Annotated in this window: 14 protein-coding genes and 1 tRNA gene; 3 read left to right on the top strand and 12 right to left on the bottom strand. The window is 51.4% G+C overall.

Annotated elements, in window-relative coordinates:
• Positions 1-391: 391 nt before the first annotated feature.
• Genes DWB63_RS02735 through DWB63_RS02725 form a run of 3 tightly spaced genes read right to left on the bottom strand, consistent with a single transcriptional unit; the run spans position 392 to position 3880 of the window.
• Positions 392-2497 carry an adenylate/guanylate cyclase domain-containing protein gene (locus tag DWB63_RS02735; protein ID WP_128327277.1) on the bottom strand — a complete coding sequence of 702 codons (2106 nt, stop codon included), beginning with the start codon at positions 2495-2497 and terminating at the stop codon, positions 392-394.
• A gap of 1 nt (position 2498) precedes the next feature.
• Complete coding sequence (locus DWB63_RS02730; protein WP_128327276.1) at positions 2499-3398, bottom strand: M48 family metalloprotease; 900 nt, start codon at positions 3396-3398, stop codon at positions 2499-2501.
• Positions 3395-3880 carry an SH3 domain-containing protein gene (locus DWB63_RS02725; protein WP_128327275.1) on the bottom strand — a complete coding sequence of 162 codons (486 nt, stop codon included), beginning with the start codon at positions 3878-3880 and terminating at the stop codon, positions 3395-3397. The genes DWB63_RS02730 and DWB63_RS02725 overlap by 4 nt, the downstream gene beginning before the upstream one ends.
• Positions 3881-4233: 353 nt before the next feature.
• Here DWB63_RS02725 and DWB63_RS02720 point away from each other — a divergent pair.
• Positions 4234-4309: transfer RNA gene (locus DWB63_RS02720), tRNA-Ala, on the top strand.
• Positions 4310-4409: 100 nt separating this feature from the next.
• Here the strand turns inward: DWB63_RS02720 and DWB63_RS02715 are convergent.
• Positions 4410-5549 carry a site-specific integrase gene (locus DWB63_RS02715; protein ID WP_241648569.1) on the bottom strand — a complete coding sequence of 380 codons (1140 nt, stop codon included), beginning with the start codon at positions 5547-5549 and terminating at the stop codon, positions 4410-4412.
• 635 nt (positions 5550-6184) lie between these two features.
• On the bottom strand, positions 6185-7030 hold the full coding sequence (locus DWB63_RS02705) for a hypothetical protein (protein WP_206613119.1): 846 nt from the start codon (positions 7028-7030) through the stop codon (positions 6185-6187).
• Between the two features lie 168 nt (positions 7031-7198).
• Here DWB63_RS02705 and DWB63_RS02700 point away from each other — a divergent pair, with 168 nt between their 5' ends.
• Positions 7199-7402 carry a transcriptional regulator gene (locus DWB63_RS02700; protein ID WP_128327271.1) on the top strand — a complete coding sequence of 68 codons (204 nt, stop codon included), beginning with the start codon at positions 7199-7201 and terminating at the stop codon, positions 7400-7402.
• A 10-nt stretch (positions 7403-7412) separates the two neighbouring features.
• Here DWB63_RS02700 and DWB63_RS02695 read toward each other — a convergent pair whose 3' ends face one another.
• Positions 7413-7652 carry a helix-turn-helix transcriptional regulator gene (locus DWB63_RS02695; protein WP_128327270.1) on the bottom strand — a complete coding sequence of 80 codons (240 nt, stop codon included), beginning with the start codon at positions 7650-7652 and terminating at the stop codon, positions 7413-7415.
• 103 nt (positions 7653-7755) lie between these two features.
• Here DWB63_RS02695 and DWB63_RS02690 point away from each other — a divergent pair, with 103 nt between their 5' ends.
• Positions 7756-8058: a hypothetical protein gene (locus DWB63_RS02690; RefSeq protein ID WP_128327269.1), complete on the top strand. Its 303-nt coding sequence runs from the start codon at positions 7756-7758 to the stop codon at positions 8056-8058.
• 21 nt (positions 8059-8079) lie between these two features.
• Here DWB63_RS02690 and DWB63_RS02685 read toward each other — a convergent pair whose 3' ends face one another.
• From DWB63_RS02685 to DWB63_RS02660, 6 genes are all read right to left on the bottom strand, one after another.
• Positions 8080-9147, bottom strand: coding sequence for a hypothetical protein (locus DWB63_RS02685; RefSeq protein WP_128327268.1), 1068 nt, complete (start codon positions 9145-9147; stop codon positions 8080-8082).
• A gap of 218 nt (positions 9148-9365) precedes the next feature.
• On the bottom strand, positions 9366-9962 hold the full coding sequence (locus tag DWB63_RS02680; protein WP_128327267.1) for a recombinase family protein: 597 nt from the start codon (positions 9960-9962) through the stop codon (positions 9366-9368).
• Between the two features lie 467 nt (positions 9963-10429).
• Positions 10430-12034, bottom strand: a complete 1605-nt coding sequence (locus DWB63_RS02675) for a type IV secretion system DNA-binding domain-containing protein (RefSeq protein WP_128327266.1) — start codon at positions 12032-12034, stop codon at positions 10430-10432.
• 470 nt (positions 12035-12504) lie between these two features.
• On the bottom strand, positions 12505-13911 hold the full coding sequence (locus DWB63_RS02670; protein WP_128327265.1) for an HlyD family type I secretion periplasmic adaptor subunit: 1407 nt from the start codon (positions 13909-13911) through the stop codon (positions 12505-12507).
• A complete protein-coding gene (locus tag DWB63_RS02665; protein WP_128327264.1) occupies positions 13911-16073 on the bottom strand; it encodes a type I secretion system permease/ATPase in 2163 nt (720 codons plus the stop codon). The genes DWB63_RS02670 and DWB63_RS02665 overlap by 1 nt, the downstream gene beginning before the upstream one ends.
• Positions 16074-16079: 6 nt before the next feature.
• Complete coding sequence (locus tag DWB63_RS02660) at positions 16080-24662, bottom strand: calcium-binding protein (RefSeq protein ID WP_128327263.1); 8583 nt, start codon at positions 24660-24662, stop codon at positions 16080-16082.
• Positions 24663-24664: the final 2 nt, after the last annotated feature.

Raw genomic sequence — 24664 nt, 5'->3', positions numbered from 1 at the left:
AATCACTTTTATGCATTTATGCGTTGTTGGAAAAAGTTTTAAACAGGCATCTGTTAAAAACTATACTGGCACAGTTGTTTTTTCCCCATGGCTGTTGCAACAAGACGAAAGGCTAATCGTTTGTTTTTTATTGAAAAAAATTGAATGCAAAGAAAAAAAGTCGATGTTGTAATTTCTGGATGTTTTTTTTCCTGTGGAATTTGCAACAGCGAGGTCGCAGCCGGGCAGGGCTGAAAAAAAGAGACCCTGAAATGATTGGTGGTGCCTTGCGCAGACGCAGTGTGCCAGTACAAAAGATGTTGGATGTGCCAGTTAAATCAGCGAGATAGTATGCGACGACCAATCTGCCAGCGGTTGAAATCGTGGCGGGAAAGGGCGGTGAAGCCGTTGGTTACTTATTGGTCATGGTCCAGACGCCGTCCCACATCTCAGTCGGGCTTGCCATCAGTTCGGCGCATTTTGCAGCGTATCTGTCGGCGGCAGGATCGATGTCGGCAATGGTGTTGAACAGGTCTATGGCGCGGATGAAGTTTCCGGCATAGAATTGTTCCAGCCCCAGGGAAAATGTTTTCAGAGTAGTCTCTCTGGCGTTCCGATTTGATTGGGTCATGGGTTCATACACGGTTATGGTTTCTTGCTTTCCGACCACCCGCAGGCAGGAGAGTTCGCGAACCGGGACGGTCCCGTCGAGTTGGTTCAGTGTGGACCTGGAGATCATGGTGTAGGTTCCAAACTGTTTGTTGATGGATTCGAGTCGTGCGGCCAGATTTACCGAGTCGCCGAGCATGGTGTAATCGAACCGGTCGTGGGAGCCGAGGTTGCCCACCACGGCCTGGCCTGTGTTCAGGCCGATGCGCATATGGAATTCCTCGCCGGTTCTTTCAAGCAGCGAGGCTCGCATCTCGGTCAGTTTCTCCTGACAGGCCAGGGCGGCAGTCACCCCGCGTTTGGCGTGGTCGGATTGATCCACCGGCGCGTTCCAGAAGGCAATGATGGCATCACCCTCGTATTTGTCCACGGTGCCGCCGTACCCCTGGATGATATCGGTCATGGCCGTAAGGTAATCGTTGAGTACGCTGGTCAGGTCTTCCGGGGTCAGTTTTTCTGAGATCGAGGTGAACCCCTGGAGATCGGAGAAGAATATGGTCAGTTCGCGCCGCTCTCCGCCCAGGGTAAGCTTTTCCGGGTTTTGAAGAAGCTGTTCGATGACCTCGGGGCTGAGATATTGCTTGAAGGCGGACTTGATGAAGTGTTTTTGCCGCCCTTCTGTCGCATACTTGAAGGCCCCGGCCAGGAACAGGGCGATCAGGCAGCCTGCCAGTTGCACGGCCAAACCGGACCAGAGGCCCTGTGTATAGGTTCCCACGGAAAAGGCCACGGGTGCGGCGAGCGTCAGTCCCGATGCGCCGACAGTGAGCCAGAGGTTCGTGAAGACCGTGACGCTCAAGCCAGCCAGAATGGCAAAGAGCAGCGTGGTAACCACATCGACAATGAAGGGGGCTGCCCGCATGAAGTCGTTGGAGAGGAAATTGTCCAGGGCCGTGGCGTTGACCATGACACCGGGGGAAACGCCGCCCATGGGGGTGGGACGAAGGTCGAACAAGCCCGTGGCCGAGAATCCGAAAAGCACATATTTGTCTTTGAAATCGCCGGGGTCGATGAGCGGCTTCTTGCCGTCGGCCATGAGCAGGCCGCTTTCCATGACGGACGCCGCACTGTAGGTCTTGTAGGGGGTCTTGCCCCGGTAGTTGAGGATGGCTTGGCCTGTTTCCGTAATCGGAATCCAGGAGCCGTCGACGGTCATGGAATCCGCGGTCAGGGATATGACGCCGGGTTGGTTGACCAGGGCGGTTGCCAGGGGCAGGGCCGGAGCATAGAGGTCGTTGAATTGTATCAATAATGGGAAACGGCGGTACACGGTGTCCGGGTCGGGGGACACAGTGACATTGCCCACGGAGATTTGTCCGTTTGTCAGGTCGGGGATGGGGAACGCGGCCGATTTGGATATGGGCAGGGGGGCAGTGCCCGAGACCGTGATCTTCGGCGCGGGAACATGGTCGGGCCATGTGCTGCCCGAGCCGTCATTGCGGGAAAAGTCTGCGGCCAGGACAACGCGGTCCAGTTTTGCGAAACTGTCGAAAAGAGTCTTGTCGTCGTCGACGCCGAAGACGGACGGCTCAGTGAAGACAACGTCAAAGGCGAGTGAAGCCACCCCTGCCGCTTGGCAGAAGTTCACCATCGGTGCATACGCCTGTCTTGGCCAGGGCCAGCCGAGTCCGAAGGATTCCTTGGCCCAATCCAGGGATTTCTGGTCGAGCAGGATGACGCGGATCTGGTCGGTGGCCGGGCCTGGCTCGGACAGCATCCGCGCGCGCAGGTCGAAGGTGATGCTTTCCGGGATGTCGAGATAGCCCTGATGCAGGGCGGCGACGGACAGGAAAGCACCGATGCAGCCGACAAGGATGCCCGCCACGATTTTCTTCATTTGACGGGACAAATTAAAGCTCCTTGGTCATGCTCTTGAATCGGTCGTCCCGCGGCTTGGCCGGAACGGGCTTTTCGTAGCGGCCGATGATTTCGAGTATGTTGGTGATGCGATCGTCGGGCGAGGGGTGGGTGCGACCGAACCCTTTGCTGTCGGGCTTGAGCCGGGTTTTCATCTCGGTGAGCATGTCTATGATGGCATTGGGGTCGTACCCCATGCGTTGCATGATGGTGACGGCGTCTGCATCCGCTTCGTCTTCGCAGGAGCGGGAATATCCGCTTTCGATCATGGTGGAGGTGATGTCTTTGATGGAACTGTCAAAGGTCTGGGTCAGTTCTTTCAACTTGCCGCCGGACATGGTCGATGTGCCGACCAGGGCCAGGGTGGTCACTCCGTCCGTGACACGGGATTTCTGGATGGCCTGGAGGCCGTGCTTGCGCTGGACATGGCCTATTTCATGGGCGAGCACTGCGGCCATGGCGTCCTCGGATTTGCAGCAGTGGATCAGTCCCCTGGTCACGAAGATGAATCCGCCCGGTGCGGACAGGGCGTTGATCTCTTCCGTGTCCAACACAAGGAAATGATAGCCGCCGAAGGTCTCGGGGCGGTCCGAGGCCTGGGCCAGGGTCTGGCCCATGATGTTGAGATATTTTTGTGAATTCCGGTCCTTAGCATATCGGTATTTCGACAGGATCACGGCGGCCACGGATCGGCCGATGTAGTGCTCCTGCTCCGGGGTGATGTCTTCAAAGCCTGCGGCGATCTTCTTGCCGCTTTGAAAAATGGTGGTAACCTCGTCGGGGACCACATCACCGAGATCTTCGAGAAAGGAGCCGAAGGCCCACACCGGGAGCGGTGAGAGCAGGGCCGGGACGGCAAGGCCCAAGGAGGTCAGGAAGTGCCTGCGATTCATTTCGCACCCCCTTTGCCGAGGCAGCCGATTCTGATGAAATCCTGGATGTAATTCTGCGGAACCACGATCTTTTCCATTTCATCCACTTTGGCGTAGTTCAGCTTGCTTTGCTTTTTATACTGCTCTTCCACCTGTTTGTTGAAGCCTTTGCCGGCCAGGGCCAATTCGTCGGAGCTGGCTGCGGTCTCCACGTCCTTGTTGGTGGGGTTGAGGACAATCTCCTGTTCGGTCAGGGCCGAGACGTGCATCCAGCCGGTCTTGCCGTTTTTGGCAGAGACCTGCCGCCAGTCTCTGTTCTCGGATTTGAGGTCCACGCGATCACCGTAGGCCAGTTCGCAAACGACCTTGCTCAGGAAGCCGGGTTTGTCGCGGAGTTGACCAGACCGGACCTGGACGCTCATCATCTGGGCGGCCAGGGCGATGGTCGCGGCCAGGATGACAAGAGCCGTTGCCAGTAACGGCGTGTTTGAAAGATGCTTCATGGGACTCCCCCTTGGGCCTGACACAGGCTTTTCATTGTGCTCTGCAACTGCATAGCAAAAAAACGGTGGCCAGTACAACGCCTTACACGGAAACAAGGCGTCATTCCAAGGCTTGGGTCGAGAGTCTGAAGCAGTCGAAGCGTCTTTGGGATTGGAATTTTCCGACCCCGGATGTCATTCAACGGTCACTGAAAACACGGTCAGGGATTCAGGAACTGTCTGGCGAGTGCGGCATGCTTCATGTCTTAGTATCTGCATAATAAGTACTGGTTTTCCCTTGTTGTTGAACGGGACCAAGTTTTTTTATTGACAAGAACCGGCACCTTGAGACAAGTTGGCTTTCCCAACGCCGTGGGGCTGTAGCTCAGTTGGGAGAGCGCTTGAATGGCATTCAAGAGGTCGTGGGTTCGATTCCCTCCAGCTCCACCACAGGAAAGTTAAGGACTTCGGATGATTATCCGAAGTCCTTTTTCTTTGGTTTTGAGCCGGAAAACGGTTTTGTGTCCTAAATATGTCCTAAATGGATTTTTTAGGTGTTTTGATAGTGTGCGGCCAGCTTGTCCTGCACGGGGTTGTGCAGCAGGCCTTCAAGATTGGTGTAGCGCTCGGTCATGCGCGGATCGTTATGACCAATCATGGCCGCTGCGTGCTTGGTCGAGCCGCCAGCCAGCACGATGTTCGTGCAGTACGTGTGGCGGTGGTCGTGGAAGTTGAGCTTCTTGTCGAAGCCGCATGCGTCGCGGATGGTCCGCCATGCCTTGTTGAAGTTGGTGAACGGGGTGCCGTCGAGCCTGCCGACGACATGATCGCCCATGACTTCGATGCCACGCTTCTCTCTCATCTCTTGAAGATGGGCTTTCCTCTTCAGCAGTGCCTCTCTCGTCCGAGGCATGATCAGATGAAGCCGTTCCTGGCTGTTTTTCGTGCGGAAGAAGCGGATCGTTCCGCTATCGTCGAAATCAAGGTCGACATCTGACCATTTTAGATCAAGTACTTCCTGTCGGCTGCATCCGTGTTCCACGGCGAGGAGGATCGCCAACACCATGTAGTGTCTGGTTTTCTCCTGAGCAGCGGTGGCGAGCAGGACTTCCAGTTCGTTGGGCTTCAGGAATATCTTTCGTTCGTGTTGCCTTTCACTCAGCTTTTGGATCGAGGCAGAGGGGTCGCTGGTGATCGCCTGCTCCCTCAACGCCCGCTGCATCACCTGCTGGATAATGAACATGTACCTGTTTGCCGAAGCGGGAGAGTTGCGGTGGGCTTCCAGTGCTCGGAAGTTCTGCAGATTCTCTTTGGATACCGTTCCGATAAGCCTGTTGCCGAAAGCCTCTTTTATCGGCTTCAGGCGACCGATGTATCCGGTCGCAGTGGCAGGCCGCAGGCTTCCTTCCTTTTCACGTCGCTCCCATTCCTGTTGACAGAGATCGCAAAAGTGGCGGACGGTCTTTCCTCGCAGGGTCTTGCTTGTTCGTTGGGCCTCGAACTGTTCTCCTCCGTCGATAGCGACTTCCAGTCTGGCTTTCTCTTTGAGCGCATCGCCTTTTCTGTCGTAGGAACCATGGTATTTCTTCTTCTTGGTTTCGGGGTCCACATACTGAACGATGTAGCTCGGGCCTTTCTTTTTCCGGGGTCTTTTCACGATGGTGACGGTTGCCATAATGCGTTTCCTCATTATGAGCTTTCGCCCGTCATTCCTATTTGGCTGTCAATGAACGCGCGCACATCCTGTTCCCGAATGAGCTTGCGTGATCGTACCCTGATACAGGGCAATTCTCCAGCGGAAATCATACGGGAAACCGTCGCGCGATGGACGCGCAGGAAGTTCGCTGTCTCCTGAATTGTGAGCACCAATGGCAACATGTGAAATCGTTGATGGTCCATGATCTGTCGGGGCTGAAGATTGTTTATGAAATGGGTGGCCTTCCAGTTTTTCGTTTGGCTAAGAGAATAGCATGTTGAAATTATTTTGCAACTTATTCTTTTATTTCAACTGGTTGATGTGTTAGGGTGCATGGTGATTAATCATCGGAGATCGGAGCCGGTGCGAGCTTGAGGGGTGGATGTGAACCATGATGATACATTTCGTTGTTGGAGATGCTCGGCGTGGTAAGAACCGCACTCGGCATGATTCATCATTAGGCACCATAATGAATGCAGTTGGTTGTGGTGAAGTCGTGTAGCTGGGAGCTGATTATGTTATTATGATAAATTAATCTATGATATCATATTGATAGATTGCAGCGTGTGGGGTGGGGAAAAATTATTGGCTTTGTGAATTTCTTTGAGGTGATGGCCAATATAGGGCGCTTAACTGATTGAAATATGCATGCGGCCTTTGGATCTGTGTTCTTCCAAAAGTGCCAGCCATGCTTCAGCCAAGCATAGATTGAATTTGAAGATACTGGCGTCAAGGCCAATTATCTCGTGCAGGATGAGTCGTTTCCCACGAACGAATTCAGCGCCTTCTGTGTCGTTTTCATCCCACATGTCGAGCGGGTCGATTCTGTCGACTGGATCGAGTATTGAAACCACTGAATGGATGTCGGTAACGTCCCCTCCTTCTTTGGAGATCAACCGTTCTGTTCGCGGCAGGTACGGCCAAATTCGTTGGAGGTCGTAACTAGCCGGAGTATAAGCATCTGGGTCAAATATCTTTTTGATCTTCAAAGTCAAATAATTCACTGATCTCGGGCGAATCACATCTGACGTCTGGGCTAGGAAATGGGATCGTAATTCGAGGAGTCTCGTGAGTCCGGGGCTTTCTGTTGCCATTCGTTGGAGTGCTCTGTGGGCCCGCTGGTATTCTGCTTCTCCAGGGGTATGGAAACAACAAAACGGATCTTTCCGTATTTTGTTGTATCTTTTGAAAACAAACCGCCAGCAATGGGGGCAAATCGTGAAGTACCCAAGCGATTTGTCCTTTTTCTTCTTCAGGGCAAATTCTTTTGTGTCGTTTGGCCTGATGTACAAAAGAACCGAATACAAGTCGTTTATGTAGTCGCTTTGCTCGCCCCAGTTTGCGCTTCTGGAAAGAGCTTTGATTCTTTTGATTAATTTGTCCCACGCGTTACATTTGTAAAACCCTCGCTTAGCCTGTTGGGCGAAGAATGTTTGTGGGAATTGGCGCGAGATGTCAGCGACTATAATGTTCATTATTTGGGCAGGAGTTAGTCCTTTCAATCTCTCTGCCAATTTTTGTTCTCGTCTGTTCATAGTGGTTTCGTATTGAGAATTAGGGATATGAAAAAAAATTGGTAGATGTTCATCCGAAGTTGAGTCGTCTATTGATGGAGCATGCTTGATGGTAACAAGGAGAGAGGCATGGGAACTCAGAAGGTGCTCAATATATACGAACTGGCCGACCTCCTCGGCACAACCAGTGCTGCCATTCGTAGTCACTGGCAGCGTCGCAACTTCGAGGCGATTCCACGGCCCGTCCATTTCGGCAGAAGACTAGGCTGGCCTGTGCAAATCGTCGAAGAGTGGCTCCAGAAGAAGATCGAAGCCGACTCGATTTGGCGGTAATTGGCTTTGGTTATTCCGCCGCCTGGAACAGTTCACTTGGCTTACAATTTAGTGCGCCCGCCAAAGCTTTGATGTTGATTGCGCTGACGTTCCTTTCCCCCCTTTCGACCGACCCGACATATGTGCGGTGCAGGCCGGTTAATTCCGCAAATTTTTCCTGCGATATGCCTTCTTCCGTTCGTTTTTCCTTGATGGCTTTACCGAGTCGCTTCAAAAAACGCTTTTCGTCAGCCGTATAATTGCCTGCCATGCGAAATTCCTCCAAATAATCGCATGAAGATTTGACTCCTATAAGTCTACAGACTATAAGTATCTATCGATGTGTGCAGTTGTGGCTAACTAGTGGAGAAATAATGAGTAAGAATCAATTTACGTATGTGAATACTACCGAGGATGGCAAATGCCCGTTTTGCGGTGGGTATGTGCCCAAAGGGGTTTCTGTTTGCGAGAGTTGCCATGCCGCGCATGGAGAAAAGATTGATGGTTCCGGCAGCTTCCTGCTTTTGCCCGTGCTGGGAGCGGCCCTGTTTGCAGGCGGATGGGTAGGCGTCTCTCTGAAGAATGGCTTTTGGGGAGTCGTGACGGGCTGTGCCATACTCATTCCGTGCGCGGTCGGAATTATGAAACTCTGTACCTCGAAGGGCTGGTTTCGGTAGGGTGGTGTTTTCTCTCGGTTGTTATGGAGATTCAGCAGGTTTGGAGGCTCTTGATTTCACCGGCTGAGTCCCTTCGGCTTGTTTCAGCCCTCGCCGATAATTTTTTTGCCCTTGTCGAGCCAGTCCATAATGTCCTTGTGTCATGTCGGAGCAATGGCCGAGTGCAAGCGCTATCAGTTCTTTGTCGAGTCGAGCCTTTTTCAGGTCGGCGGCAAATTGTTGCCGTAAGCTGTATTGAGATACCTTATCCGCCCATGTTTTGCCCAAGCTCTTTATCACTGCCCGTCGGAACGCTTCACGGATGGCTCGTTGGCTTGCGGCTGGCCGGAGTTCGATCGCCCCTCCTGCCTGTTCCACTATTGTGAATAATATCTGCTCCATTGGGGTGGATGGTTCGAAAGTCATCGTCCGGATTTTCTGCCCGTAACCGCTGTTTGTTTTTGAGCCGTTGATGGTGGCGATGAGTACGCCTTCGACTATCCATAGTTGAACTCCTTCTGAAAACTCGTCCGGCCTACATCCTGTCACTGCCAAGGTCGCCACAAGTGGGCGGTGCTGTTTCGCGATGGCTGCATATATCCGTTCCTGCCAATCCGGATAGGCCCGGTTGGGCCGTCCAAGATGCTGCCGCTTTCCTTTGCGTGGTTTCGGATTGAATGGGACATCGTGTGCCGCGTCGAGATTGTTGCGGTATCGTGTCCGGGAATAGTCAGCCTTTTGTTCGACTAGCTTTTCACAGTCTCGGTGCACGATTTGTTTCAGGTGGCCGATCTGGTCGTCTGCAGCGGTTTGATCGTGTCGTTGCAACGCCTGGATTTCTTCGAGGTGTGTTGTAATGCGTGAGGCGAGGCCGTGCTGGTACGCCCCTTTGAGGACGTAGTATCTGCTTTTGCTGATGGGGGCGGATTTGTGGGCGCAATTTTCGGCATATACCTGCGGCGTCAGGTCGGAATCGTCAAGCATGGCGTATGCGTTGGCGTAATCTTTCGCCGAGCGCCCGGAGAGCCGTTTCGAGGCGATCTTGATCGCGAGTTGTTTGACCTTCTCATGTTGCATTGAGACGCTCCAGAAAGGATTTTTGATTGTCATCCACCCCTCTGCCCGCTGTTGTCGGGCAGCTCCCCTCAAAGGGGAGGGGGCGGCTTATGGCTTATTCGCGGCGTGAATCACGCCATCTTTTCGCAGGCTCAAATCTGTCATGATTCGCGCATCGAAAAATCCATAAGCCCATATTCGCGGTAGGCAGATTGAGCCTACCGCGAATAAACAAACTCTACGTGATTCATTTGATTCAGTTCCCGCATGAATCAGCCATTTCGCCCGATGGTGTACACGAGACTTGCAGATATGCCGTACTCCTGGGCGAGGCTGGATGCCGTGTCGCCCTTGCTGAATCGTTCTCGTATTTCTTGGCGTTGATCGTCTGTGACTTTTGTCGGGCGACCAAGGCGGACGCCATTTTTCTTGGCCTCAAGCAAGCCTTCGTTTCGGCGTTCATTGATGAGGGCGCGCTCGAATCTGTACATTGATTTGAGCCAGCGGAAATTGGCGTCAAAGTCCGGGGCCCTCGGATCGAGGCGCAGGCCTTCGTCCACAAAGATGATGGCCGTGCCGATGTTGGCGATCCGTTTCACCACATCGAGAAGCTCCCGGAGGTTGCGTCCCAGCCGGTCCATGGATTTGACGAACAAGATGTCTTCGGCCTGGAGGAATTTCAGGCATTCTTCCAGGGCCGGACGCGGCTCTGTATTCTTGCTGCCAGCGTGGTCGACGAAAATGTTTTCGGTTGGCATTCCCTTGGGGTAGAACATCTTCTCAGTCGGACCGATGCGCATGTAGCTGACCCTGGAGCCCTGCCGTTCAAGCAGTGGGTCTTCGTTTTCGTAGTTTTGTATAGTCTTCATTCGTGCGCCTCATGGTCCGTGTAGCAGGCCTCAAGGGGGGAGGGCAATCATCCTGTTGTCATACGAGGTTTTTGTATCCTTTCCGGCACGCGCAGAGACAGCAGAGGTTGTTTGTCTTAAACGTGCCTATTGGACGGCCACAGATGGCGCAGGTTGAGAGTGCCTTTCTTTCAGCTTGACGGACCAGCCATTTGATGGATCGCGGCAGGCTTGGTGATTTGCGCGGGAAGTCCACCATGTCGAGAGTAAGGAATACGATCTTGAACATCCCTTCGTTCCAGCTGGAAGTGGGGGCCACATGGAGGGACATGATCTTCACGCTCGGATGCTGCGTCCGCAACTGGGAAAACAGTTCAAGGATAATTCGTATCCATCCCACTGGGACATTGGTTGAAATCGGACGAATGAGTAAGTTTTTCCCGAAGGCTTCCATGTACCGGGTAGCGAATGCATCTTTGTCTGGAGCGCTATTGTTGATTCGGAACTGCATTTGATCCCTCCAGGAGTTCTCGAACGAAATCATCCACTTTTTCCCTATCGAGAGGCAGGCAATCGATTTCCATGTACACTCCGGCATTTTCAATGGCTGCCAGGGCCTTCACGGTGACCTTTGTCCCGAATCTGTCTTTGAGAGAGTCGAGGGCTTCCATGACTTCGCTGTGCCTCTCTCGGTCGTACATCAATGTCAGATCTTCAAGCTCGCACAGGATATCTTTGAACGCTATGACGAGTTCCATGTAATCCGGTCGCGCCGCTATTTCGGCTGGCAGTGTCAGGGGAGTGAGGATGTCGTCCAGCTCACTCATCGACATGATTCGTGGCGCATGTCTCGGTTCGGCATGCTTCGATTCGACGGCGGAAGAGAAATGGGATTGGCATCGTTCAAATGCTTTCCGAAAGTAGAGGGTCTGCACCAACTGCTTTCGGAATACGGGATCGAAGCGCGCAACCAGGGCTTCATTTGAACCGAGTTGAGCCAGTGTTTTATCCAATCCGCAGAAGTGCCGGAAATAGCGATCCGCCGCGGGGTCGTCGTTTTGCAGGACGATTTTCGTGCTGCAGTTGGCGACGAGGGCATTAACCTGATCCCGAAGAAGTGCGTTCGTGTAGAGGCTGGACAGCGCCTGCGTGGCGACGATGTTGATGCAGCCGAATTCGCGCGCCTTGGAAAACCAGGAGAAATCGTCGAACGGATTGTTGGACGAAACATTGATGACGTCCTGATATTCGTCCGCCATGAAAAAACATTTTCCGTGGTGCTCGGATCCATCGTCTAGGGTGCGGTATACATCGTTGTAAAATTTCTCCTTGAGGGAGCGCGCCAACAATCTGGCTGCATGCCCCTGCGTGGTTTTGAAACGCAGGATGACGATTTTGCCAGCCTTCAACAATTCCCGATAATCCAGTGTGATGTCAGGATCGCAACAGGACAAATTGGCGACGAGAGATTCGTCCGACGTGATTGCAGCCAGCATCTGGCGTGGGCCTCGAAGCTGGTAATCAAGCTGTTCGTGGTATGTCTTCGTCTCCTGCTTCTTTTTTTCAGTCAGGATGTGGAAGGCGGTTGATTGTACGCGGGTTACGAAAGAACGTTGTGCGAAGTCGTCACGATTGTAAACAGAGGAAAGAAAGAGCTCGAAGATTCTTCGTGAGAAATCATAATCGTTCACGCACCGGTCGAGTAATGCGAAATTAGGGGCAAAGCGTTGTTCGTATTGACATACAAATCGTAATAGCATCGCCATGTCGGCGAGGAGTCTGACTCCTTTGTAGAGCCAATCTATATTGGCACTATGCTCCTGACCCGAGAGCAGAAGCGATTCGATGAGCTGCTGTGTTTCCGCTTGAGATAACCCTTCAAGCAGATTTATGGGCGTTGCCGTTGGGTGGGTTCCGATTTCGATGATGTCTTTTTCCCTGCCCGCAAGCAGGGCAAGTTGCCGAACCTGACCCGTGAAGTTGTTTTTGATGTCAAGAATGAGGCCGGGGAATCCCTGATCGATCAGTGCTGAAGCCATTGGCAGCATGAACGAAGCCGTTTTGCCGCGCCCGACGCCGCCGATGACGAGCACCCCATGGGTACCCGCGTCAAAGGATATCTGTTCGCCACCGTCGAACTCATAGAGGGAAAGGGTGTGGGAGTTTGCCTTATGTCCCATCCTTCGGCCATTGGTAATGACTTGGATTCTTCGGCGGTCCTTTTCCCTGAATGCCTGAAATGTGCTCATGGGGAACTCCGGTTTGTTTTATTAAGCGTCTTACAAAAAATATTTAAAGATTTATGTAAAACATGTCAAGTAGTGATTTGGGCTGCCATCTTGATCTTACATTGGCCTATGGTTCTCGTCGGAGGAGTGGGATGGATGTGATAAAGATAATGCTTAGGGGCTCAAAAGTGGACGTTGATCAAAACAGCGTGTTGAATATAGTCTACAAACATGATGCGAGGCAGGTATAATAATGGTCATACGCCGTGCTGTTGATTTATGAGATTGAAGGAAGCGCGTCGAAGAGAAGTAGTGCCACTTAGTTCGACCAATTCTTACCGCTCCTTCATACTCTCACTCGTATATTTCATCAAAGGCGATAAGAAGAACTCGATTAATCTTCTCTCCCGAATCTTTACTTCTACCGTTGCCCGCATTCCGGGGCTCAGGTTGACCTTCTTGCCGTTAACCAGGATGTGAAATTGCCCCATGTCGACTTTGGCCAGATAAAATAGATCGCCTTCATCTGTCTGGATGGCATCGCTGGAGACATGCCGAAGGGTGCCGTCGATGATCCCATACTCGGTAAATGGGAAGGCCTCGAGTTTGATTTCCACCTGTTGGCCTTCATGGACAAACCCGATGTCCTTGTTGAGGATGTTTGCCTCGACCTCAAGCTTGAAGTCTTCCGGAACCAGAATCATCAACGGTTGGGCAGGGGTGACTACCCCCCCTATGGTGTGAACAGCAAGCTGTTGCACACGGCCAGCAACAGGTGCGGTGATACTCTGGAGCATGTTGGCTTGGTGTGCTTTTTTGAGTTCCTGGGTCAAAGATTCAATCTTGGTTGTAACCTCTGCCCGCCGCTCCAGTAGGTCTCGACGGTATTCGGAAAGGGTTTGAACGCGTTGTTCAGCGGTTACCGTGATGGCCGCTTGAGCTTCTGCCAACTCCTGCTGTTCCGTTTTCAGATTTTGCTCAACTTCGATGCGTTGCGCTTCGGCTTGAAGCCATTCGTTCTCCGGGGCAACGTCTTGTTCATAAAGCGTTCGGCGAGCAGAGGCTAGTTTGGTCGCAATCGGCAATGTTTTTATTAGCTTGTCCACCGTGTGCCCAGCTGCCTGCTTTTGGGCTGTCAGGCGACGCAATTCATTGTCATAGGTTCTGATTTTTGAGATCAAAGTCTCCGCGTCTTGGGCCAAGTATATCCGTTCTTGCACCACCTCCTGTTCGTCCGCGTCTTTCGGGGCAACCAGCTTCGGCTGACCTCCTTTCAACGGATTCCAGGCGAGTAATGCGGTAATTCTTCCCTTCTCCAGCAATGACGCCCTCAGTTCTGAATCAAGTCGATCTACATCGGCCCCACTGGATGTCGTATCCAGCTCAATAAGCAGATCACCCTTTTGAACAATCTGCCCTTCCTGAACAAGGATTTTAGAGACAACGCCTCGCTCAAGAGGCTGTATGGTTTTGACACGGCCTGAGGGAATGATCTTCCCTTGCGCCACTGCCACGACATCAGTTTTTCCCAGGCAGGCCCAAGTCACTCCAAAGACGATAAAAGCAACAATGCACCAGATAATGGCGCGACCGATGGGAGAAGGTGGTGTCTCAACAACCTCCAGAGAGGCGGGCAGGAACTCCATTTCGTCTGAAGGAGTGGACGGACGACAGGCTTTGGCTTTTTCAGAGGCTTTAGCCGTCAATCCACGGAAGAAGGAAGCTATTCGAGAATCGCTCATCACGCTACCCCTTCCGAGCCCTTAGATTGATAACTCCATAATTTGGCATAGTAGCCGTTGGTTTTGGCCAACTGCTCATGAGTACCAGCCTCAATGAGTCGCCCTTTCTCAACAACGACGATGCGGTCACAACCCTTGACGGTCGAGAGCCGATGCGCGATGACAATTACTGTCCTGTCCTTGCAGATTGCGGACATATTTTGTTGGATTATGTGTTCTGACTCGTAGTCAAGCGCAGACGTGGCTTCATCCAAGATCAGTATGCGGGGGTTGGTGAGCAAGGCCCTGGCAATCGCTACCCGTTGCCGCTGCCCCCCGGAAAGACCGGTACCTTGTTCGCCGATTATGGTGTCGTATCCTTCCGGTAGCTCGAGAATGAATTCGTGAGCTCCAGCAAGCATGGCTGCTCGAACTACGGTTTCCATGGGGGCACCGGGATCAGCCAGAGCAATGTTGTCGCGAACGGAACGGTTAAAAAGCTTGTTCTCCTGAAGAACGACTCCCACCTGACGTCTCAGCCATGCTGTATCTACCAGAGTGAGGTCTATGCCGTCAATAAGGACGCGTCCTTTCTCGGGGACATAGAGCCGCTGAACAAGGTTGGTCAGCGTACTTTTACCGGAGCCGGATCGTCCCACAATTCCCAGTGTTTCTCCTGCGGATACACCTAGCTGGATGTCTTGCAGAATAAACGGGCCATCGTGGCGGTAACGAAAGCTGACGTGTTCGAAAACCACTTTTCCCTTGAGGGAAGGCAATGTCGACCGATTTGGGTTGTAACCGGGTTCGGTCGGATTGTTCAGGATATCGCCAAGTCGTTCTAGCGATACCCCCGCCTGCTGGAAATCCTGCCAAACCTTTGAGAGTCGGAGAATTGGTCCGCTGACACGTCCGGCCATCATGTTGAAAGCAATGAGCTGGCCAATGCTTAAGTTCCCATCAATGACACTTCGCGCTCCTACCCAGAGAATGAGAAGGGTAGTCAACTTACTCAAAAAAGTCGTTGCCTGAACCGCGAAGTTGCCGAGGTTGTCCGTCTTGAAGGCTGAGTTGACATAACCTGCCAGCAAGTCTTCCCACCGTCGCTGGAATTGCGGTTCGACAGCCATGGATTTGAGCGTCTGAACGCCGGTGACGGTTTCAACAAGGAAAGCCTGGGATTCCGCACCACGTTGGAATTTTTCATCAAGTCTGCGACGGAGAACAGGCGTCACAAAGACCGAAAGCGCAACATAGAACGGCAAAATCGCCAACACTAGAAGTGTTAGCATCCAGCTGTAGAAAAACATCACCAGAATAAAGACGAAGGTGAAGAAAAGATCAATAACGATGGTAAGAGTCGAACCTGTCAGAAAGCGACGAATATTTTCAAGTTCGCGCACACGTGCAACAGAGTCACCCACACGCCTGGCATTAAAATATGCCATCGGTAATGAGATGAGGTGTGAGAAGAGTTTGGCTCCTAGCGTGACGTCCACACGGTAGGTTGTGTGCGAGAAGAGCCATGTTCTGAGACCTCCGAGGACGACTTCAAAGCCGAAGATGGCAAGCAAGCCTATTGCCAGGACATCGAGGGTCGTCAGTCCCTTGTGCACGAGGACCTTATCAATGACCACTTGGAAGAAGAGCGGGGTGACTAGCCCAAAAACCTGTAGAAAAAAGGAAGCCAACAACACTTCGCCAAAGAGCCGTTTATACTTGAGTAGGGCAGGAATAAACCAGGAGATGTTGAATTTACGAACAGCGTCTGGCAGCAGGGACCGCTTGGTGATCAGAAGAAGTTTGCCGGTCCAATCTTTTTCGAATATCTCAAGAGCAACTGTATCGGCACCTTTCTTGAGCGGACTCTGAATGAGGAGTTCTTCTTCGCGTATCCCACCAATGATCACCCAGGATCCATCGTTCATTAGGGCCATCGCAGGAAACGGAACTTTGTCGAGTACCCCGCAATTTCTTTCCATTATTTTGGCTTTTAACTCCAACGCGCGGGCAGCCCGGATGAGATCCAATTCTTTCATCAGGCCGTTGGGCGGAGCAAATCTGTGACGGATGCCTTCCGGGTCTGCGGGCACCCCGTGGTAGCGAGCCAGCATGACAAGGGAGACGAGCCCCGTATCGGGGCTCGTCTTGTGTGTTTCTTCGGCATTCTTCTCCTCGGTCATTGTGGCCTAGCTTCTTTGCCAATCAGCTGTGAGCATAGGCGTCGCGTCATCTGGAAGAATGCAGGGAGTGTTGACAGAGCCTGGGTCATTTTGAGTAAATGATGACATGCTGTTTACGAGAAGCTGAAGCTGACTCTGAATTAATGTATCCCGATTTTCCAGAATGTCCTGGTCAAATTTGAGAATAGTGTCGGCGGCTGTGGTGGTGCTTCCGTCAGCCCAGTTGATGCTGGTCGTGTTTAGCACTGTCGCTCCGGGCGTTTCGAGGGTGGAAGGACCTGTCGGAATTCCGGATAAATCGAGAGAGGTCAGCCCGGCCTGAGCTAATCCAAACAGTTCATTGCTTTCGCTCACGCCGTTTTGGTTCTTGTCTGACCAAATCTGGAATCTTCCATAGTCATCGTCTTCGGCTGTCAGGAAACCGTCTGAGTTGGAATCATACGCTTGCAGTCCTTGTAAGTCTGTCAGGCTGTTTGTTGAGTCCTGAACAAAGGACAACTCGTCACCGGAGGTGATCACCCCGTCATTGTTGCGGTCAAGGACGAGGAAGCCATCGTCTGCAGCAGCCCACCCACCAGTTTCCTGGAGACCATCACTGTCGAAATCGAAGGCTATCTGGTCTGCAGAAAACTCAACACCGTCACCGTCCAGATCGAGGATTATGGGAGCCAGGGACGCATTGGCCATGGAGACGAGGTCGGATTTAGACCAGACGGTACCATCTTCGAACACGACCTGTTCAATTCCGAAAGAACTCAGGTAGTCTTGCTCATCAAGGTAAATGGTGTCTCCTGACGTCAACTGAAGAATGATGTCGTCCGCATCGGCACCGTCCCACGTGACGGCAACGTCAGTGGTCTCTATCCCTGTTCCCAATACAAGGACATCTGTTTCGGAAGACGAGCCGTTGTCGTAAATAAGGGCATAGGTGTCGCCGATGCCGAAATGATAGGTGTCCGATCCATGCCCTCCAACCAGTGTGTCATTGCCTGCTCCTCCCCGAATGTCATCGGCATCTTTGAAGCCTATGACATAGTCATTCCCCGATGTGGCGGCCTGATCAAAGTATGCGGATTGGATATCAGCGTAACTCCAGTCGGTACCATCAGCAAACTCGATGTGTTCAATACCACTGGTAGTGCCGAAGTCCTGCTCGTTTAAGAGTACTGAGTCTCCGGATGAAAGTTGGAGTAATAGGTCATCCGTATCGGTCGTGGTGCGAATAAGCGCAACGTCAGTTATGGCAATGCCTACCCCGAATACCAATCTGTCACTGTCGCTAGAAGAACCGTAGTCATAGATATTGTCCTGACCATCGCCAAGGTTGAAATGGTATGTGTCTGATCCGGATCCACCTCGGACGTAATCATCCCCCGCGCCCCCGCTGATTGTGTCGTTGCCTCTGAAGCCGAGGATAGTGTCATTACCTGATGTGGCTGCCTGGGTAAGATACGTCTGAGTTATGTCGGTTTTTGTCCACACCGTACCATCAGCAAACTCTACACGATCGATTCCTGTCCCGTAGCCGTAGTCTTGTTCGTTCAGCAGGATCGAATCACCGGAAGAAAAGGTCAGGGTGACGTCATCGACATCGCTGGTGGAATGGCTGACAACCACATCGGCAACGGTCAATCCAGCCCCCAGGACAAGCGTATCCATCTCACCGTTCATACCGTGATCGTAAATGTCGTCCTGGCCGTCGCCGAGGTTGAACACGTATGTATCTTCACCATACCCTCCACGGAGGCTGTCATTGCCGAGACCGCAATAGATGGTGTCGTCAAGCAGATCGAAGCCAATAATGGAGTCATTCCCTGCGGTGTTCGTCTGGGTAAAATACGCTTGGGCTATGTCGGTCTTTGTCCACACGGTGCCGTCGGCAAACTCCACCCGATCGATCCCCTTTCCATATCCGTAGTCCTGTTCGTCCAGCAGGATTGAATCTTCGGAGGAAAATGTCAGCGTGACGTCATCGACATCGCTGGTGGAGTGGGTGACAATCACGTCGGCGACAGTCAATCCCGTACCTAGGACAAGGGTATCCACTTCGCCATTCATGCCACTATCGTAGATTACGTCCTGGCCGTCACCCAGATTGAACAGGTAGAGATCTTTCCCATAGCCGCCAGTTGTGTAATCGTTGCCCGTGCCACCTTGGATGATGTCATCCCCGGATGTTCCGTTGATGGTATCATTTCCAGATGTCCCGACGTGGGTCGGGACAAGGGGCGGAACCGTGTTCTCCAGAATTGTCACGACATCATCGAGAGTCCAGACCGTCCCATCAGCGAAGTGATACTCTTCCACTCTGTATACACTGCTGTTCAGTGTGTCTTCGATTGTAAGTTGGTCAGAGGTGCCTGCTATTGAGATAATTAAATCTCCGTCGGATTGGGAGAGTATTATGTTCTCTGTGGTTACCCCTGCACCAAAAACAACTTTATCCTTAATAGTATCAGACAAGATCTGAGGGTAATCTCTTATTACGTCCTGGCCGTATCCAACATCAAAAATATATGTATCCGCATATCCTTTGCCTTCAAGCCGATCGTTGCCAAGGCCTCCATCCAGAACGTCACTTCTGTCATTGAAGCCGATGAGGGTATCCTCCCCGTCGGTGCCAGCGAGCAGCATAGCCTGCACATCGTCCATGGTCCAAATGGTCCCATTACTGAAGTGGAATTCTTCCACCTCATATCCCTCTGTGAAAAATTGCTGTTGTATCGTCAGTTGATCGGAAGTCCCCGCGATCGAAAAAATCAGGTCATCGTCGGACCGTGAAAGCACGATGTTATCGGCCGTTATTCCATCCCCAAACAGCACTTTATCCTTAATCGAATCCACCGTGATTCTTGCGTTCTCATGGATAACATCCTGCCCGTATCCGACATTGAAAACATACGTGTCCGCAGCCCCTTCGCCTTTAAGAGTGTCGTTGCCCAGACCGCCGTCAAGGATATCGCTTCTTCCGTCGAAGCCGATGAGGCTGTCATCACCGTCGGTGCCGATGAGAATCATGCCTTGCACGTCGCTGAGGGTCCAAATTGTCCCATCTTCAAAGTGGAACTCCTCTATCTCTTTAGACTCCGTAAAAAAGCAGTCTTCAACAGTCAGACTATCGGCGCCATTGATGGTAAGAACTAAATTATCGCCAGAACGAGAGGCTATGACATCGCCTGGGGTAATCCCTTCACCAAACTTGACTATATCGGTGTCTGGATGAATAATGTTTCTAACGCTTTCCTGAATCACATCATGACCTGAGCCAGCACCAATCATATATATATCGCTATAACTTTTGCCGATCAGTGTATCATTACCAGCGCCACCAATAAGAGTGTCATAGCAGTTGGAGCCATAGATTATATCATCCCCGGCGGTTCCGATTGTTGTGAGCCTTCCGAATTCATGCGAGTACATGATTGTTCCATCGTCGAAGTGAAACTCTTCGATTCTGTTATCCATTGAACTCACGCCTGTCAGCTTGAACTGATCGTCAATGGTCAGGGTTTCGCCGGTACTGTTGATTGTAATCACCAAGTCATTACCTTCATCAGCATTATGTACTGTAAGGTCTGCCAGTGTGATTCCTGGGCCGAACTCAACTCTGTCATTATCTTCAGCTAAAATCGTTGTGATGATATCCCGGATAAGGTCATTACCTGAGCCTATGCCGTACTTGTAAATATCGCTTAAATCCCCCCCCATGAGGGTGTCATTGCCCGCTCCGCCATCCAAGACATCAGAACGGTGGAAGCCATGAATTTCGTCGTCGCCATCGGTCGAGGATTCAGCGATCAGCTTGTCCATAATATCGGTCCACGTCCAAACCGTCTCGGCCGTGTCCTGGAATTTGAATGTCTCGATCCGATTAAGCCACTGTGTTCCGAATGGTCCCATCACGTCTGCATCGAATTGGTCGATGATAGTCAATGAACCATCATCCCCTTCAATGGAGATGGTCAGATCACTCGATGCCCCATCTCGCGACAAGTGGATATCTTCGGGGGTGATACCTTCTTTGAAGAGCACTGTGTCTGGGGTTACAGTCAGGATATCGCTGTGGTAGTCGTTGACCACATCCTGACCGTAGCCGCGTCCGAAAATGTAGGTGTCGCCGTCATTGCCGCCATGGAGTGTGTCGTTGCCGGCACCACCATCCAGGGTGTCCTGAAAATGGAAGCCAAATATTTCGTCATCCCCGTCGGTTTTTGCTTTTTGAATCAAATCATGCATGACTTCGTACCACCGCATGGTGGTTCCGTTGGAAAAAGCGAGATTCTCTATCCGGTCAGGCCAGAACATGCCGAAAACTTCTGTGTTCGACGCATTGAACTGTCCCGTGATGGTAAGGCTATCATCCGTTCCATTAATACGAATGAGCAAATCATCAGAATCACCATCTCTTTCAAAAATGAGGTCATTAAAGGTAACCCCCTCACCAAACTCAATGTAATCCTCATCAAGGAGGAGGAGGGATTCCATTTGATCATGGATGACGTCATTGCCTGACCCGATGCCAAATCTATACACATCTAAAGAGTCTTTACCCGAAAGGGTGTCATTGCCTGCGCCTCCGTCCAGAAAATCGGTGCTCCGGGTGCCTATATATACTTGGTCTCCATCTTGCGGATCGCAGACTTGACGGGCCATTTCCAGATTATCCCATACCACGCCGTCAGCAAAAACGATTTCATTCACCCCTCTGTCTTCATCTATATATCCGCCCATCAGCCCAGGGCGTTTACGCAGGAATTGCTCGACTATGCGCACTGAGTCGCCTGTTGCCGTAACCGTAAGGATTAAATCATTCCCGTCCCGCTCTGCGGAGATTTCATCGGACTTGTAGGTGGCGAACCTGATGGCATCGAAATCATCTCCTCCGGGTGCCGGTTCTCTGTCATCAATGATATCATGTCCGAAGTTGGAACCGAAGACATAGGCATCCGGCCCGAGGCCGCCTATGGCGATCTGATCACCAGGCCCCATGTAGAAGATGTCGTTTTCGTTAGTGCCGACGAGTTCGCCAGTCCCTTCAATAATGTGCGGTATGGTCAACGCGGATGCGGCCTCACTGATCGAAAGCACACCGTGCCCGACGTTTTCGTAAGCCCCTACTAAGTTGCTGAAGAGAAAGCTGTACGTGTTGGCAAGATTCGACGCGCCTCGAGAAAAGCGCTGAAGAAATATATGCAGAATAGGCACCCAGTTATCTATGTATGTCGTGGCCGCTCCAGCATCAGTTTGGGGGCTGGCATTCAGAATATTTTCATACAGCGGAGTGAGTTGATATTCGTTTACGGACGAGTAACGCCCTTTTTCCACATCATAAACAATGTCTTCAAAGAAGTCGGAAAGCCCTCCCTGGACGGCGAAGGCAACACCTAGCGATATCTGAAAATCATAGAGCAGTTCCAGATATCCTTCGATGGCACTTCCAGCGCCTGGCATAAGCAGATTCTCAGGTGTGATCGGCAGGTCTTCGCCCACATATTGCTCAAGAAAGGCTATGTCGCTGCTGGCGAAAGTATCCCAGGCTGCATCCTCCCAGGAGAAAGACATGGCCTGGATATCCGCTAGGGTGGGGTTCTCTATGATGTCTCCGTTTCCATCTACGATATCTCGTCCGCTCTGTAGGGACCATGAATCGTTGGAGGAGTTGTATATGGCCATATCTCGAATCTCAATGGAGCTGTCTCCATTGACGGTATAAAGATAGGGAATGGAACTGACACCGGAATCGTGGTCACCTGCCCAAGCGCGCAGGACGGGAATGATCATCTGCCGTATGCCTTCCAGTGTCGTCGGAGCAGCTTGTGAAATGGCTTGGATGGTCGAGAGTAGATCCGGGTCTTGGGTCATTGATATCCGCAGACTCGCCAGTACGCCTTGCCCCTTCAAATCTGGTTGGGCCTCTGCTTCTACACTGACAGTGCTATCCCCCAGGTATTTAGTGTCAAAATCGTTGTTTACAAAATCGACATTGCAGATTTCACCCGTGGTTCCGTCGGTCCTTGTGAAGGTGCCGACGCTGGAAATCGTATGGCCGTTGTTGTCGGTGTCGCTTTCAGTGTTTTCCAGGCTGATGGACTGAACACCTGCTTCGGACAAGGAGAAAAGTTCTCCTTCGTCGGTAACCCCATCGCCATCAAGGTCTCGCCATATTTGCAGAGCGTTGAAATTCGTATCCAATGCGTCGACAACCATATCGCCGTTAGAATCAAAGGATGACAAGGCATCAAACCCACTGGTATTCTCATCACCAAACAATTCCGAGATGTCGTTGATCTGTCCATCGCCGTTTGCGTCGTGGACGAGAAGGCCGTCGTCACCCCGCACCCAGCCTGTACTTTCAGCGAAGTTGTCTCCATCCATATCGAAATAGGGGGATGTGCCGAATGCCAGCCCGTTAAGTTCCAGGCCATCACCGTCGAGATCCAGAACCAGCGGATCTGTTGCGCCGCTAGGTTCACCTGTTAAAGTCTGAATGCCCAAATCCAATATTTTGCATACAGATTCGGTAATAGTGGTGCCTATCTCTGCATAAGAATAGTCGATAAGCTTGAAAGCTTTCCATTTCATTTGGCCAACAGTCACATGTGCTGTAGGGTTGGGAATGCCGGGACCGCCATCGTAATTGAGGAGGAATGTCTGCCAGCCTAGCACATTTTCTATAATGACTTCATTGTCTTTATTTTTCATATATCGGATCGCTCCGGAACAGTCGAATGCAACGTTACAGTCAGTTACATCAGTTCCTTGAGCAAAGGCGCCAAACAATTTATGCCCGTATATACTTATATAATCCTCGCTGCCAGCTTTTATGCCAAGCCCCTTGCCGTGATAGATCGTATCAATGCCTTCACCGACGGCTTCGATAAGGTTTCCGGTTGCGCCTGTTATTGTGTCGTTGCCAGCCCCACCAATGAGGGTGCTGAGTCCTTCGAGGCCTATTATCAGGTCATCGCCAGCACCTCCGTCAAGGGTGTCGTTGCCTGACAAATCGATCAGTGTGTCATTGCCTGCGCCTCCGATGAGGTAGTCGTTGCCGTAACCACCATAGAGTTCGTCATCTCCATCTCCACCGCGAAGCAGGTCATCTCCGTCGAGTCCGTAAAGAGTGTCATCCCCAGAAGAGCCATAAAGCAGATCATCCCCAGAATGGCCGAAGACACGAGCTGGGTCCTGGGCGGCAGCAAAAAGAGTTACTTTCCTGTCAGGTCGTTCGGAGCTTGGGGCGTATTCTCGTTCGTCAATCCTCGCATCGATTTTTCCGTCCTGGACTTTATATGCAAGCCTATCGATTACTGAGGAGTCTGCTTTGCCCCACAGTTTAGTCATTGCTGTGCGAATGTCACCAGGAAGGCCCAGACTACTCCCCATCATGGCGTAATATTGCGATTTCATCTCCGCTTCAGCAACAATATTAGGTATCGCTCCTTCTACGTTGTTTTTCCAAAGATTATCAGATAAATCCAGAATAAGTGTTTGTTCATCCTCAGAGAGAGTTAAAATTCCTTCTTCCATCGCATCATCGGATATTTTGGCAACAGCGATTTGACCGGCAAATTGAACAACCGCTTTGCCAATGGGGTCCTTTGAAATGTCAATGATGGCGGAAGCGCCTTCATTTATGATTTTACCAATATCGCAAGCGTCATTATAGAGGGCTCTTATCCCTGATTTCCCGAACGGCTTTGCTCCATCATCTATAGAAGAATAAGCTATTGCATGCCGCATTGCAGCGTCTGCAGAAGTGCCCCCGTTAGCTATTGTGGATGCATAGGTTGCCTGGGCTATGTCGCTGTCGAATAAGTGGGGTGTAAGGTACTCTCTAAATCTCTTCCATTCTTCCGCTTCGCTTTCACCGTAGAGAAGTATGGTGAGAAGTGCTTGGTCGTGTGAGTCCAGAGGGCCCCAGATGTCATCTTCAATCGTTGTGACAGGAGTTTCTTGGAGTAGCCGGTTTAGTTCTAAGACTTCGCCACTTGCGGCATAGGCACTGATAGAGCTAGAGCTGCCGAAGATCGGATTGTAAGGTACAGTGTTGCCATATATGGTATCATACAACATTTCATCCCTGTATTGTTCATCTGCCGTTCTGTATGGGGTGTTGTTGAAATGCGCTAGGGCATAGGCGTGAGCATTTATCACGGCTGATTCAAATGCCATGTTGTCAAAAATCGTTGCCGTTTTCCCATAGAAACTTGCAACATAACCGGCCACTCCTCCGCCCATCGAGTGGCCTACAAGTTCTACGTTTGCTGTTCTAGGGTCGCTGTTGCCAATTAACTCGTTGTAGAATTTAATACCTAAGGTTGCTTGAGATGTATCTGCATCACCAACACCGGTGGGCCAGCCGCTAAAGATGTCGAAAAAGCTGTCTGTGCCGCGATATGATATGATCGTTGTGCCATTCAAATCATATGATTGTGCAAAAAAACCAGAAGGATATGAATAGTTGTTTGAGTTAAGACCTAATGCGGCATTACCAATTTGGTAGCCATCGACTTTTACCTTCGCATCAGTTCCACGATTATAAGCATCAAGGGCAAGGATAGCTCTCATTACAACATCATTGAATGCCATGG

It is taken from the genome of Pseudodesulfovibrio sp. S3 (genome assembly GCF_004025585.1).
GTDB lineage: Bacteria > Desulfobacterota > Desulfovibrionia > Desulfovibrionales > Desulfovibrionaceae > Pseudodesulfovibrio.
This window is presented reverse-complemented; position numbering and strand designations above follow the sequence as displayed.

Bases quoted from the DNA above. Each gene is read 5' to 3' on its own strand.
- DWB63_RS02670 (WP_128327265.1), bottom strand. From the start codon at position 13,911: ATGAGCGATTCTCGAATAGCTTCCTTCTTCCGTGGATTGACGGCTAAA.
- DWB63_RS02660 (WP_128327263.1), bottom strand. From the start codon at position 24,662: ATGGCATTCAATGATGTTGTAATGAGAGCTATCCTTGCCCTTGATGCT.
- DWB63_RS02695 (WP_128327270.1), bottom strand. From the start codon at position 7,652: ATGGCAGGCAATTATACGGCTGACGAAAAGCGTTTTTTGAAGCGACTC.
- DWB63_RS02705 (WP_206613119.1), bottom strand. From the start codon at position 7,030: ATGAACATTATAGTCGCTGACATCTCGCGCCAATTCCCACAAACATTC.
- DWB63_RS02730 (WP_128327276.1), bottom strand. From the start codon at position 3,398: ATGAATCGCAGGCACTTCCTGACCTCCTTGGGCCTTGCCGTCCCGGCC.
- DWB63_RS02665 (WP_128327264.1), bottom strand. From the start codon at position 16,073: ATGACCGAGGAGAAGAATGCCGAAGAAACACACAAGACGAGCCCCGAT.
- DWB63_RS02685 (WP_128327268.1), bottom strand. From the start codon at position 9,147: ATGACAATCAAAAATCCTTTCTGGAGCGTCTCAATGCAACATGAGAAG.
- DWB63_RS02715 (WP_241648569.1), bottom strand. From the start codon at position 5,549: ATGAGGAAACGCATTATGGCAACCGTCACCATCGTGAAAAGACCCCGG.
- DWB63_RS02700 (WP_128327271.1), top strand. From the start codon at position 7,199: ATGGGAACTCAGAAGGTGCTCAATATATACGAACTGGCCGACCTCCTC.
- DWB63_RS02725 (WP_128327275.1), bottom strand. From the start codon at position 3,880: ATGAAGCATCTTTCAAACACGCCGTTACTGGCAACGGCTCTTGTCATC.
- DWB63_RS02690 (WP_128327269.1), top strand. From the start codon at position 7,756: ATGAGTAAGAATCAATTTACGTATGTGAATACTACCGAGGATGGCAAA.
- DWB63_RS02680 (WP_128327267.1), bottom strand. From the start codon at position 9,962: ATGAAGACTATACAAAACTACGAAAACGAAGACCCACTGCTTGAACGG.